Origin of the sequence: Methanobrevibacter cuticularis (assembly GCF_001639285.1) — an archaeon.
Classification (GTDB): Archaea; Methanobacteriota; Methanobacteria; order Methanobacteriales; family Methanobacteriaceae; genus Methanobaculum; species Methanobaculum cuticulare.
Window position 1 is genome coordinate 1 of record NZ_LWMW01000128.1, and the last position, 13,005, is coordinate 13,005.

A 13,005-nucleotide genomic window follows, 5' to 3' on the forward strand; every position below is an offset into this window, starting at 1 on the left:
ATAGAATTATGATACTCTTAGACAATTTTGATAAAAACATTGATTTTAATTATCCAAATAAGGATTACTTTGTAAAACTTAAAAATTTAAAATGGAATAAAGAAGCCAAAAAACTCCTAAATAAAATCGAGAATGTTTATAATAGCTATAGGAAAACTTATTCTGATGAGGTTTTTGATGAGAATCCAGATGATGGATATCCTTTCACTATGGGCTCATTTGCCGCTGTTAGTTGGAAATCTTTGATTTTACTCACGGGTTGTAGTGCTGTTAATAATGGTAAGGATGTTATGGGTTTTGATGATGTTGTTTGTGCATTTCAAACATATTTTAAATTATTGAATCTTATAAATAATGATTGAAGAATTGGTTTTTATGAAAGTTAGTAAGTTTTTTTTGCTGTTGTTTTAAATACAAAAAAATTGGGGAGGGATGGATTACCATTAAATATGAAAGGTGCAGTAAAATCTTCTGGACGTGCTGAGAAATCTGATGGGGAAAAAATGGGTGAAGGTACTAGAAGAATTTGTGGTTCTCAGAAAAATTTTGTGGAAAAAATTATTTGTTATGCTGTTTTAGGAGGAGTTTCTTTTTTATTTGCAAATAATATGGCAAAAATATTCGTTGAATCTAATAAGTTTAAGAATTATGGTTTTTATCAAGGAGGTAAATATTATCCTATTGGTAATTTAAATCCTACTGATAACCAGATCAGAAATTATGTTAATACTAAATATCCTATATATCATCAACAATATGGTACTAGGACAGATTATTTTCCTTAAGTTTAGATGGTGAAAAAGTATGTTTAAGTTTATTAAAGTTTATAAAGCTAAATCTAAATTACGATGTGGATTAAGCAATCAGCGTGCAGGTAATTTTGATGAAGCTTTAAAATGTTTCGATGAAGTTTTGGAAATATTACCTGATTGTAAGTATGTATTTGGTTTTAAAGGTACTGTTTATGAAGATTTGAATGAATTTGAAAAAGCTTTAAAATGTTATGATAAAGCTATTACAAAGAATCCTGATAGATTCCAATCGTGGAATTCTAAAGCAATTCTTCTTTCTAAATTGAACAGAAATGATGAAGCAATTGAATGTATAAACAAAGGTCTTGAAATAAACAATGACAATATAGATCTTTTATTAGGAAAATCTGATATTTTCGATAATAAAAGAGATTATGATAAAATATTAGACATCGCTAATGAAATTTTAGAAATTGCTGATAATGAGGAGAGAGGTATTCATTTGAAAGCTTATGCTTTTCAAATGTTAGGTGATTTAAAAAATAGCTTTGAATGTTATCATAGATTATCTGAATTATATCCTAAGAATGCTTATGGGTGGTATGGTTTAGCTTCAGTATCTGCTGAAATGGGAAAATTAGAAGATGCTTGTTCTTATATGAAAAGAACTATTAAGATAGATGAAGATTCATATTTTTATATTATGTATGGTTATTATTTAAATAAAGCAGGGAATTCTAAAAAAGGATTACAAATGGTAAATAAAGCACTTAAAATTAATCAAAATCCTACATATTATTATGCAAAAGGTAAAATTTTAGATAATATGGGAGAAGAGGAAGAGGCAGTTGAAAATTACAAAGTAGGTTTGAAAAAAGCGATAGAATCATTAGAAATTGAATCTAATCCTACGAATAATTATTTATTAGGTTCATTTTTTAAAAGATTAAATCAAAATAATAAAGCTATTAAAAGTTATGAAATAGCTTTAAAACTGGATCCTGAATGTGAAAAAGCTAGAAATAATATTAATGAATTAAAAGCTGAAATTATATCATGAGAAAAACTTTATAAAGTAATGGACATAATTAGAAAGATTTAAATTCTCAACTTAATCAGAAAAATACTTTGATGAATATCAACAGTTAAATTAGTAGATTTTTGGATTTATCTCACTAGTAGCAAATGAAGCATAGTTTTCTATGGAATGTGATGAAGTATGGATAATAAGTATATTTTTTTAAGTTTTTTAATCTTTTTTACACTTTTAGGATTGATAGTATCTACTGTAGGTTTCGGTGTAGTAATTAATTTGTTAGATATATTTATTTTATTTATAATAGCTATTACTTGGTGTTTTATTTGGTTAGTTTCAGAATATTTATTGGATAAAAAGTTTAAAAATTTTTTTATTCCCTTAACTGCTGTTTCTTTAATATCAGGCTTTATTGTTTTATTGATTGAGAATAATAATTTCTATAATATTGAAACACACCTAGTTTTTGGATTGTTGTACTTTTTATCTATGAGTATCATTTTTATTGTATATGTTGTTTATCCTTTGGTAGAATTATTGCTTGGAGAGTATGGAACAAAGATTCAGAGAATTATCATTGTTTTACTTTTATTTTCTTCAATGTTATGTGTTTATTATTCATCATTAACTATTGATTTTTTATTTTATGCTCTATACTTAGCCATATTCTTAAATTCCACATCTAAAAGTTCACAGATGAATCCTGATTGTTATCCAATTGTAAGTACATCATATATAATTAATTTAACGTTGATTATTTTACTATTGACTATTCTTATGATAATATCATTGTTTAAATATGGAGATTGGGGTATGCCGTTGGAATTAGTTTTATCATATGTGTTTGCAATAGCTTTAGTTTTATCTTCATTTGTTTATAAAAAAGAGAATAATTTTTTATTTTAATGTTAATTTATAGATTATATAAATTTTTTAAAATAATATTAATTAAAGGTGGTAATGATGAATTTTAATAAGAAATTTTTATTAATAATATTTCTCATAGCAGTTTTTTACTCGTTATCTTCGGCTAGTGCAGCTAGCTATTCAGTCACTGAGAATTGGGATAGTATTATGATTCAAGATTTGTTGGATAACACTGGTGATATTACTTCATTGCATTTTAAAGATACTTTGGGTGGTTTGTATAATAATATCATGTTAACTATTGATAAATCTATTAACATTACTTGTGATGTTGGTGTTGTTCTTAATGGTTTTTATGAGGATGAACGTTGGGGTGGTGCTTTTGATATTTTAGTAGATAATGTCAGTATAAGTGGTTTTACTATAACTGGTTATAATCAAGCTATCTCTTTTTCTGGAGCTAATAATATAGGGATATTTAATAATAATATTTCAGATAATAATCGAGGAATTAGTGTTGAATTTGGTGAAAATGTTTCTATAGCTAATAACACGGTTAATGATAATGAATTTTCAGGTATTGATATTGATTCTTCTCGAAATATTAATGTTTCTAATAATATTTTGGAAAAGAATTCTGGCTCTTCGATTTCTGTCCAATCTTCTGATTCTGTGAATTTAGAGAAGAATTATGTTAAAAACAATCTTAATGATGGTATTTATTTGATTGAGTCTAATAATGCTAATATTTCAGATAATGTTATTGAAGAAAATGGTGGAAATGGTATTAGTCTTGAATCTATTGATTATTCTAATAATGTTAATATAAATAATAATGTTGTTAAGAAGAATAAAGGTCATGGTATTAATGTTGATGGTTCTTCTAAATTTTCTATATGTAATAATACTGTAGAAGAAAATAATGAAGATGGTATTTCTGTTGTTTATTGCGAAAATATTGATATAAAAAATAATAATGTTTCAAAGAATAATAATGGTATTAGTATTTATTCTTCAGAAAAAATTAATTTAAATGATAATAATGTTAAAAATAATTCTCAAAATGGATTGTATATTGATTCTTCTGAGAAGGTTACTGTTGATAATAATGTTATTGATGGTAATCGTGGGGATGGAATTACTATTGATTATTCTTTTAATTCTCTTTTTACTTATAATAATATTAAAAATAATTTAGGTTCTGGTACTTCTGGTATTTATTCTGATTATAATAATATTACAAAAAACACTTTAACAAATAATAAAGAGACTGGAATGAATTTTGAAGGAGATAATAATGCATTCAAAAATAACATAATATCTAATTCTAATATTGGAATCATTTCTTCTGGAATGAGTAATTTAATATATAATAACACTATTAAGAACATTAAAAACCATGGAATAATGTTATATGATGATTCTAACTCTATAAATAATAATATCCTAACAAATTGTAATATGGGAGTTTATTTAGATGGATCTAGAAATAAAATAATGAACAATAAAATAACCACTAAATCAGATGGTGTTTCTATTAAGGGAGATTCTAATACAGTATCTAATAATAACATTAATTCAAAAGGTAATTATGGAATTAAAGCTGTTGGAAGTAAAAATACCTTTTCGAAAAATACTATAACTTCTTTGAAATATGGGATTAATTTAAAAGGAAACAAGAATAAAATCATGTCTAGTACAATTAAATCTAAGTATACTGGAGTTTCTGTTAAAGGAAATTCAAATTTGATATCTGGAATCAAATCTAATAAAAATAAAAAACATGGTATTGAAATAAGAGGAAATAAAAATACAATAAAAAAGAATACTCTACTTAAAAGTGTTTGTCATGCTATTTTAATTAATGGAAATAGTAATAAAATTACTCACAATACCATATCAAAAAATAAAAAACATGAAATCATTTTTAAAGGAAAGAAAAACGTTTTCAAAAAAACTAAATTAATAATAAACAGTCATTATTATCTTCTTTATAATTAATTTCCTCTCCATTATCTTAATAGTAGGATTAAATTTTAAAAAATAATTTACTAATAATTTACTAAATAATCTAAATTATGTATTATGATTAAAAATTATATATGATAAGAATTATATATAAATTTGATTTAATTTTTGTAAAAGTAATTGGCAAATTTTTTAAATCATATATTAATTCATAGTTGATTATAATGATATCTTATCATCTATAATAGAGTATATTAAATTTAGTAAATTGATATGATTAATTAAATCCATTGAATAGATTTAATTAAATAAATAGCTGATAATCAATTTTAATTAATCTTTAACTTAATAGGAGAGCTTCAAATGAAAATGTATTATGAAAAAGATGTAGACACAGAAGTTTTAGCAAATAAAACAGTAGCTGTTATAGGTTATGGGAGTCAAGGGAAAGGTCAATCTCAAAATATGGCTGACAGTGGGTTAAAAGTCATTGTAGGATTACGTGAAGGAGGATCATCTTGGAAAATAGCTAAAGATGATGGAATGGATGTTAGAACTATTGAAGATGCTTCTAAAGCCGCGGATATTATTCACATTCTTTTACCTGATGAAATTCAAGCAGATATTTACAATAAATCAATAGCTCCTTATGTTGAATCTGGAAATACTATCTCCTTTTCTCATGGATACAATATTCACTTTAAATATATAAAAGTGCCTGAGGATGTTAATGTTACTATGATAGCTCCAAAAGGCCCAGGATCTATGGTTAGAAGGACATATCTCGAAGGTTTTGGAATTCCTGGTCTTGTAGCTGTTGAAAAAGATGCTACTGGTAATGCTCTTCAAGTGGCTTTAGCTATGGGTAAAGCTTGTGGATTATCAAAAGCAGGTATTCTTGAAACTACATTTAGGGAAGAAACTGAAACTGATTTGTTTGGGGAACAAGCTATTCTTTGTGGTGGAGTCACTGAACTTATAAATGCTGGTTTTTCTACCTTGGTAGAAGCAGGTTACCAACCTGAAATAGCTTACTTTGAAACTTGTCATGAATTAAAGCTCATCGTTGATCTAATATATGAAAAAGGATTCGCTGGAATGTGGAATGATGTTAGTAACACTGCTGAATTTGGTGGATTTACAAGAAGAGAAAGAATCATTAATCCAGATGCAAAAGCTGAAATGAAAAAGATTCTTGAAGAAATCCAAAAAGGTAAATTTACTAAAGAATGGTCTTTAGAAGCTAAAACTAACATGCCAATGTTAAACAGATTAAGGGAATTAGAAAGTGAAGAAAAAATTGAAAAAGTAGGTTCTAAACTCCGTAAGGCATGTGGTCTTGAAAAAAAAGCTAAAGAAAAAGAAGAAAAAGTTGTTGTTGTAAACTTCAATAAAACTAAAAAATAATCATAAAATTAAAAAATATGATAATTGCTTTCATTTAGCTATTAACTAATAAAAAATAACTGATAGTGAAGATATTGAAGTTATTACTCCATATCCGTTTAAGGAAGATAGAAGGTTTAAGGAACGTTAAAGCCGATAAAGCTCTTTATATTGGGTCTGCATTGAATGATATTAACGCACCTATAATGACTACTAATTTATTTAGTAGTTAATTCATTTTCTATTTCTTTTTAAATTATTTTTTTAACCTTTACTAAGTTTTGTATTAATTGTCTTGGTGCATATTTTATTTCTAATTGTTAAAGCTGTACTTGGAAGATCTAATCTTATTTTTAGTTTTAGCCATTCTTTTTTATAGATGATATAATAAACTATATAGTTTTTCATGTTTTAAAGACTTATTATTATATATTATAGAATTATATATTATAGATTTTTACATTTTTACATTTTAATGAGTTATAAATTTTTATAATAAATTTAAGTTTTATTTAGTTTTCAAATAAAATATTCCTTATTTTTTCTAATAATTGATTATTGATTCTTTTTTTTAAAAATATTTAAATAGCTTATAACTAATATTAACTTATAACTAATATTAACCAATATGAAATAGCTAGGCTATCTAGGTTAGGTGAAAATCTTGGTATTATTAAACAATATGAAATAGCTAGGCTATCTAGGTTAGGTGAAAATCTTGGTATTTGTAGGAATGGATCACGGTACTACTGGAATTTCTTTTGGAATCATATCAGATGAGGGAAAACCCCTTGATGTTTTTAAAATAGATAGGGAAGATAGTAAAGCTGGAAAAGTTTCAGCTATTAAAGAATTATCCAAAAAAGTTGATCTTGAGTCTATAAAATTATTAGCTATGACTTATGCTATGGGTGATGGAATAAATTCTATACAACCAATAGCTATGGTTAAAGATAGGGGGATTATCTCAATAGAAGGGGCTGGAAAAGTTACAGGTGGGGGGACATCTGTTTATAGCGAAATAGAAGAATCTAATATTCTAACTTTTCTTATTCCAGGATTACACAAAAATTCTCCTTCTCTTGATCCAATGTTTAAAGCAGCTTATTCTCATCAAGCAAGTCCTGAAAAAGTAAGTATTAGCTATTGTGCTTATCTTAAAACAAAATGGAAAAATATGATTGTAGCTGATATAAGTTCCAACAGTGTAAATATTTTAATTGAAGATGGAAAGATAAGAGGAGCTATTGATGCATGTATTGGAGCTATGGGAATTGTTCACGGGCCAATTGATTTAGAAATGATTCGAAACATTGATGAAAATAAGATGACAGCTAATCAAGCATTTTCAACAGCTGGAGCAGTAAAAATAGCTAATATAAACACGAAAGTAGCTATTATGAAAGATACGCTTCTTACGAGATATAAAAAGGGAGATTCTTTAGCTAAATTAGCTATTGACACTATGATCATGACAATAGCTATGGAAATCATGGGATTAATTGGAATAGCTAATAATAAAATTGAAGGTATTGTTCTAACAGGATCAATTGGTTCAATGAAGAATCCAATTGACTTTAAAAAAGAATTAAATAAATATTTAAAAAATAAATTCCCAATCAATATTCTTTCAAGTAATTCAGGAGCTTATGGTGCTGCTCAAATAGCTAAAGATATTTCTAAGGGTAAAAATAATATTTTAGGCATAGATGTTGTAACTAAATAATTTCAACCGAATTAATAGATTTAATTTTAAAAAATGAGATATTTAAAGATATATTTTCGTATATAATAGAAAAGTAAAAGTATACAATATATAAAAATAACGATTAAAATAACAATTATGGCTATTTTTTTTATTTGAAAAACTCGTTTTTTAAGTTTAGAAAAATGAAGCTTTTATTTATTTAAAAACAGCATACATTCTTAAGAACTTCTATAAAAATTACTAGAAGATGAAAATTAACTTTTACTAAATTTAAATTAAATAGTTATTATTCATTAAATATATGCATCTAAATATATATATAATATATTAATTTATATATCTATTTTAAAGAGAATACACTCTTGAAATTAAGGACTTCACACAACTTCTAATAAATAAATGGGAGTTGATAATTAATTTAAATATATCATAAATGAATTTTTTAATCATTTTTCTTCTTCTTTAATTGATATAAAAGCTACTTTTCCACCTTTAATAACTTTTAAGCCATCATCACGTTCTAAAACAGTGTTTAAAAAGTTATCAATAGCTATTATCTTACCTTCAAATTCTTCCCAGTTTTTAAGACCTATTAAAACATTTTTATCTTTGAAATCTGCAAATTGCTTGTTAACCTGAAAATTATTATTATTTTTTTGCATTTTTACTCCTCTTAAAATATAAATTATCTATCATATAAATAGAATATTGATATATCTCTAAGCACATAATATTATGTTAACAATCACTATAAATACTTTTAATAATTATAATAATTATTTTATTTATTTCTAGTTTCTTTATATTTTTTAAATCTTTAAAGTTCTAGATATAATAATTTTTTTTGATTAAAGACTTTTTAAAGATTTTTATAGAAATCCTAAATTTTGAAGTTGTGACAATTTTTAACTAGTAAACACTATAATTCTTTTCATTGTTTTAATCTTATATTATCTTATATTGAAAATAATTAAATATGAGAAGAACAATAAATTAATTTGAGCTTTTATAAATTTATAATCTATTAATTTGAGTTTTTGTTCTTAAATTAATTTGATATAACATTGTAATTGATTAGTTAGTAATTTTCAGTAATGGAGATAATATATGTATCTTTAATTAATAAACTAATTATTTAATTATGAGAAATGATGGATAAATATTTTAATCTATTGAGGAGGTAAAGATATGCCTATAAATCAGTTGGAAACAAATTTACAAGCCATTACAACTACAATTGCACATTTAGAAAAAGAAGGATGTGGCGATGAGGAACTTTTAACTAATCTTAGATTAGAACGAAATAGACTATTAAAAGATCTCAATCTAAAATAAATATTTCATTATATTTCTTAGTCGTATCTGTTGATTACTGATGATAAATCAGTGGTCAAATCTATTGACAATGGAGTTAAAGTAGGTCTTTGTTGGATTCTTAATCCATGAATATCTGTATCCTTTTCATCTTTAGTATATGGAGATCCTCCGATCCAGTAATAAGGTTTCCCTCTTGGATCGGTTCTCGTATCTATCTCTGGCTTATACATTCTTTTTCCTAATTTTGTAACTAAAATTTCTTCACTTTCTGGATTTGAAGGAATATTAAGATTTAAAAGATCAACTCCTTTTGGAAGACCTTCTTCTAGAACATTCTTAGCTATTTTTTTAAGTATTTTTTTGGCAAAGTCATAATTTAACTCTATATGACCATTTTCAAACTTTATATCTCCTCTTAAAACCTCTAAAGAGACAGCTATTGAAGGAACTCCTAAAGATGCTGCCTCCATAGCAGCACCAATGGTTCCAGAGGTAGTTAATTCACCTTTCCCAATGTTTTCTCCAATATTTATTCCAGAAATAGCTAAGTCTGGTATATCATCCATTAATTTAAATATTCCAAGTGTAACAGCATCCGTTGGTGTTCCAGACACTGAGTAACCTTGACTTTCATCGTTTAAAATGACAGGATCCATCCGGAGTGGTTCAAAAAGAGTTAATGCTCGACCTATTCCACTTTGTTGGGTAGCTGGAGCAACTACAGTCACATCACCTAGATCTTCAACAGCTTCCTTAGCAGCTAATATACCAGAAGAGTTTATACCATCGTCATTACTAATTAAAATTTTCATATTTTATACTGTATATTTAATCTATAAAGTAATTTTTTAAAAATTTTTATTTTCCAAAGTTTTTTTAAAAAAAATTTCATTTTCATATTTAATTGAATACATTCATTTTCAATACTATTCAACAAGTTTATTTTAATCTTATTTGACTATATTCATTTTTAATAGTGTTCAACAAGTTTATTTTAATCTTATTAAGTATATTTATTTTCAATACTATTCAAGAAGTTTATTTTAATCTTATTTGTGTATATTTATTTTTAATAGTGTTCAAGAAGTTTATTTTAATCTTATTTGAGTATATTTATTTTCAACAATATTGAAAATATTCATTCTCAACATAAGTTTTCATGATAAATTTTTTATTATTGAAATTATCAATTTTTTGTATCAAAGGATCATACTTCTGATAATACAAAAATATTGTCGTCATGATGGAAAATATTAATAATAAGAAACATTAAAAATAATTATTAAGTATATATTTGTTGACTATAAGTGATAATTATGGAGAAGCTACAGCTGGTAAATTTTATTGCAAAAGTAATGGAAGAGTCTGGTTTCAAAGTGTATAAAAATTTTAAAACTTCTCAAAGGATAATTGATATCTATGGAGTGCTTCCAACTGTAATGGGAGATTTTGGAGTAGTTGTTGCCTGTAAAAATTACGATAAACAATGGGAAGTCGGTATTGACATTCTAAAAGATATGGAAATGACTGGAAGAAGCCTTAAGGCTTCTAAAGTAGCTATTGTTACAAGTTCAACTTTTTCATCTCAATCTAGAAGTTATGGTTCTAAGAAAAACATTAAATTGGTAGATAGGGATAATCTTATAAGCTTAGCTAAAAAATTCTCTAAAAGAGGAGCAAGCTTAGCTAATGGTAACAGACCAGTTTCTAACTCTAATATCGAATCTGATTATAAAAATCAAACTGTAGCTAATGATAATTCTCCATCTTTAAACACTACTAATGAAGATTATAATAATCCTCATGATAATGATTATGATGAAAAATATTTAGATTCTTATTCTACTGGAAATTATCCATCTTCAAGCAATTTACATAGGGATAGAGATGTTGATAGCTCTAGAGTTAAAACTCCAAATTTTAAAAATTCAAATTTAGGAAAATCTAATTCAAAGGTCTCTTCTATGAAAAGTAATAGTATTTTAAACAAGCAAAAACGTAAAGAACCTGGTCCTCCTTTAAGTTCAAGACTTAAACCAATTTTTAACAATACTATAGTTCTTATATTGATAGTAGTAGCTGTTTCTTATCTTATTTCTTTGATTTTCATAGGAACAAGTAATGCTTCACGTGGAATAAGTGGACTAGTTAAAATAATGTCTTCATTACTTTTATCATATGGGCTTGTATTTGCATTAAATAAAGAAGGAACTAAGGTTCTTGTAAAAGGAAGTATAATTTTCTTTGTTTCATTAGTAATTCTAATTTTAATTATAATTTTATTGTAAATTGAGAAAACTAAGAATAAATATATTAAATAAGGAAATATATAATTTTTTGTTGAATATCAAGAACAAACTAGATTTTTTTTGGTAATGGAGCAGAACTTCCATTGTTATCTATTCCTAACCCTAATTTGTTTATAAACGGATTTTTATTATTTCTTGAATTTTTCAGCGAAAATAAGATTAAAAATTTAAAAATAAAAATCAAATAAATGGTTCCGGCGAGATTCGAACTCACGATCCCCTCGTTGTAAGCGAGGTATCATACCCCTAGACCACGGAACCACAGTACATCAAAACTTTGAACAATACACTATATAAACTTTTCCAATCATGATAAAAATATTCATGGTTAGAAATGTATTAATATAATATCTAGTAAATAGTAAATAAATTATTAGTAAATCAATTATTGATAATTTTTATTCATAATAATTTAATATATTTGTATTATTTAGAATAATCTAATGGATTGTATTATTCATAATATTTTAATAGTTTTTATTATGTAGAATAATTTAATAGATTTGATAATAGCTAGATGATATAATTATAAATAAGAAAATAAGAAAATACGAATAAATCATGTTAAATAGATTAAAACTACAGGAGGAATGAATTATAATGGCATGGGATGAAACTGGAAAAATATGGATGGATGGAAAATTTGTTGAATGGAAGGATGCTAATACACATGTTCTATCTCATGTTATCCATTATGGATCAAGTGTTTTTGAAGGAATAAGGTGCTATGAAAATAATGGTAAACCTGCAATATTCAAACTAAAACAGCATGTTAAAAGACTTTTTGAATCTGCAAAAATATATAAGATGGAAATTCCTTACTCACAAAAAGATATAGAAGAAGCTATAAAAGAAACAATATCTATTAATAAGTTGAAGGAATGTTATATAAGGCCTGTTAGTTATCGTGGATATGGTTCTTTAGGAGTTAATCCAACTTCTTCTCCAGTCAACACAGCTATTTCTGTCTGGGGATGGGGAAGCTATCTAGGTGAAGAAGCTCTTGAAAAAGGAGTTGATGTTGGAGTTTCTTCTTGGAGAAGAATGGCTCCTAATACATTGCCAAGTATGTCTAAATCTGGGGCAAATTATATGAATGCTCAACTAGCTAAGCTCGAAGCTATTGAAAATAATTATGATGAGTGTATAATGCTAGATACTGAAGGATTCATTGGTGAAGGAAGTGGTGAAAACATATTTTTAATAAAAGATGATGTAATATACACTCCTTCCCTTTCATCAGCTATTCTTAAAGGAATAACAAGAGATTCGATAATGGAATTAATTACAACTTTTGATTATGAACTTAGAGAAGAAAAACTACCAAGAGAAATGCTTTATCTAGCAGATGAGCTATTTTTCACTGGAACTGCTGCTGAAGTAAGTCCAATAAGATCTGTTGATGGAATTCAGATTGGTAATGGTAAAAGAGGCCATATCACAGAAGAAATACAATCTAAGTTCTTTAGTATAGTTGAAGGAAAAACAGAAGACACATTTAATTGGTTGACTTATTTAGAATAATATTTAAATTAGGCTCTGTAGAAATCATATTTTGATTTTTATGTTAAATGTTTTTGTGTGACGATATATGTTATAGCATAGATTTTTTAACTTAGTTTCTTTATTTCTTAGTCGGTCACTTCTACTTTGATTTTTATC

At 25.9% G+C, this 13,005-nt stretch carries 14 protein-coding genes and 1 tRNA gene; 11 read left to right on the plus strand and 4 right to left on the minus strand.

What is annotated here, in order from left to right:
• From MBCUT_RS11375 to MBCUT_RS08480, 8 genes are all read left to right on the plus strand, one after another.
• Nucleotides 1-362: hypothetical protein (locus MBCUT_RS11375; protein ID WP_169805428.1), on the plus strand; the 362-nt coding region annotated here is incomplete at its 5' end.
• A gap of 87 nt (nt 363-449) precedes the next feature.
• The gene (locus MBCUT_RS08455; RefSeq protein ID WP_067260246.1) at nt 450-785 is read left to right on the plus strand and encodes a hypothetical protein; all 336 of its coding nucleotides are present in this window, start codon (nt 450-452) and stop codon (nt 783-785) included.
• Between the two features lie 19 nt (nt 786-804).
• A complete protein-coding gene (locus MBCUT_RS08460; RefSeq protein WP_067260247.1) occupies nt 805-1,812 on the plus strand; it encodes a tetratricopeptide repeat protein in 1,008 nt (335 codons plus the stop codon).
• A gap of 159 nt (nt 1,813-1,971) precedes the next feature.
• Nucleotides 1,972-2,694, plus strand: coding sequence for a hypothetical protein (locus MBCUT_RS08465; RefSeq protein WP_067260248.1), 723 nt, complete (start codon nt 1,972-1,974; stop codon nt 2,692-2,694).
• A gap of 57 nt (nt 2,695-2,751) precedes the next feature.
• Nucleotides 2,752-4,656, plus strand: coding sequence for a right-handed parallel beta-helix repeat-containing protein (locus MBCUT_RS08470; protein WP_067260249.1), 1,905 nt, complete (start codon nt 2,752-2,754; stop codon nt 4,654-4,656).
• 330 nt (nt 4,657-4,986) lie between these two features.
• Entirely contained in the window at nt 4,987-6,030 is a 1,044-nt protein-coding gene (gene ilvC, locus MBCUT_RS08475) for a ketol-acid reductoisomerase (protein WP_067260250.1), read from the plus strand.
• Nucleotides 6,031-6,104: 74 nt separating this feature from the next.
• Nucleotides 6,105-6,242, plus strand: coding sequence for a hypothetical protein (locus MBCUT_RS11000; protein ID WP_157082554.1), 138 nt, complete (start codon nt 6,105-6,107; stop codon nt 6,240-6,242).
• 485 nt (nt 6,243-6,727) lie between these two features.
• Complete coding sequence (locus MBCUT_RS08480; protein WP_067260251.1) at nt 6,728-7,735, plus strand: methanogenesis marker 12 protein; 1,008 nt, start codon at nt 6,728-6,730, stop codon at nt 7,733-7,735.
• 428 nt (nt 7,736-8,163) lie between these two features.
• On the opposite strand, the gene MBCUT_RS08485 is transcribed toward MBCUT_RS08480, so the two are convergent.
• Nucleotides 8,164-8,379: an LSM domain-containing protein gene (locus MBCUT_RS08485; protein ID WP_067260252.1), complete on the minus strand. Its 216-nt coding sequence runs from the start codon at nt 8,377-8,379 to the stop codon at nt 8,164-8,166.
• Nucleotides 8,380-8,905: 526 nt separating this feature from the next.
• On the opposite strand from MBCUT_RS08485, the gene MBCUT_RS11380 reads away from it, so the two are divergent.
• The gene (locus MBCUT_RS11380) at nt 8,906-9,052 is read left to right on the plus strand and encodes a hypothetical protein (RefSeq protein WP_169805429.1); all 147 of its coding nucleotides are present in this window, start codon (nt 8,906-8,908) and stop codon (nt 9,050-9,052) included.
• 17 nt (nt 9,053-9,069) lie between these two features.
• On the opposite strand, the gene surE is transcribed toward MBCUT_RS11380, so the two are convergent.
• A complete protein-coding gene (gene surE / locus MBCUT_RS08490) occupies nt 9,070-9,846 on the minus strand; it encodes a 5'/3'-nucleotidase SurE (protein ID WP_067260253.1) in 777 nt (258 codons plus the stop codon).
• Nucleotides 9,847-10,350: 504 nt separating this feature from the next.
• Here surE and MBCUT_RS08495 point away from each other — a divergent pair.
• Complete coding sequence (locus tag MBCUT_RS08495; RefSeq protein WP_067260254.1) at nt 10,351-11,322, plus strand: restriction endonuclease; 972 nt, start codon at nt 10,351-10,353, stop codon at nt 11,320-11,322.
• A gap of 70 nt (nt 11,323-11,392) precedes the next feature.
• On the opposite strand, the gene MBCUT_RS11005 is transcribed toward MBCUT_RS08495, so the two are convergent.
• Together MBCUT_RS11005 and MBCUT_RS08500 are read right to left on the minus strand one after the other, a co-directional pair.
• A complete protein-coding gene (locus MBCUT_RS11005) occupies nt 11,393-11,557 on the minus strand; it encodes a hypothetical protein (RefSeq protein WP_157082555.1) in 165 nt (54 codons plus the stop codon).
• Nucleotides 11,533-11,604, minus strand: a tRNA-Val gene (locus tag MBCUT_RS08500). The genes MBCUT_RS11005 and MBCUT_RS08500 overlap by 25 nt, the downstream gene beginning before the upstream one ends.
• 339 nt (nt 11,605-11,943) lie before the next feature.
• Here MBCUT_RS08500 and MBCUT_RS08505 point away from each other — a divergent pair.
• Nucleotides 11,944-12,867, plus strand: coding sequence for a branched-chain amino acid transaminase (locus tag MBCUT_RS08505; protein WP_067260255.1), 924 nt, complete (start codon nt 11,944-11,946; stop codon nt 12,865-12,867).
• The last annotated feature ends 138 nt before the right edge of the window (nt 12,868-13,005 follow it).

Bases quoted from the DNA above. Each gene is read 5' to 3' on its own strand.
- MBCUT_RS08455 (WP_067260246.1), top strand. From the start codon at position 450: ATGAAAGGTGCAGTAAAATCTTCTGGACGTGCTGAGAAATCTGATGGG.
- MBCUT_RS08460 (WP_067260247.1), top strand. From the start codon at position 805: ATGTTTAAGTTTATTAAAGTTTATAAAGCTAAATCTAAATTACGATGT.
- MBCUT_RS08465 (WP_067260248.1), top strand. From the start codon at position 1,972: ATGGATAATAAGTATATTTTTTTAAGTTTTTTAATCTTTTTTACACTT.
- MBCUT_RS08470 (WP_067260249.1), top strand. From the start codon at position 2,752: ATGAATTTTAATAAGAAATTTTTATTAATAATATTTCTCATAGCAGTT.
- ilvC (WP_067260250.1), top strand. From the start codon at position 4,987: ATGAAAATGTATTATGAAAAAGATGTAGACACAGAAGTTTTAGCAAAT.
- MBCUT_RS08485 (WP_067260252.1), bottom strand. From the start codon at position 8,379: ATGCAAAAAAATAATAATAATTTTCAGGTTAACAAGCAATTTGCAGAT.
- MBCUT_RS11380 (WP_169805429.1), top strand. From the start codon at position 8,906: ATGCCTATAAATCAGTTGGAAACAAATTTACAAGCCATTACAACTACA.
- surE (WP_067260253.1), bottom strand. From the start codon at position 9,846: ATGAAAATTTTAATTAGTAATGACGATGGTATAAACTCTTCTGGTATA.
- MBCUT_RS08495 (WP_067260254.1), top strand. From the start codon at position 10,351: ATGGAGAAGCTACAGCTGGTAAATTTTATTGCAAAAGTAATGGAAGAG.
- MBCUT_RS08505 (WP_067260255.1), top strand. From the start codon at position 11,944: ATGGCATGGGATGAAACTGGAAAAATATGGATGGATGGAAAATTTGTT.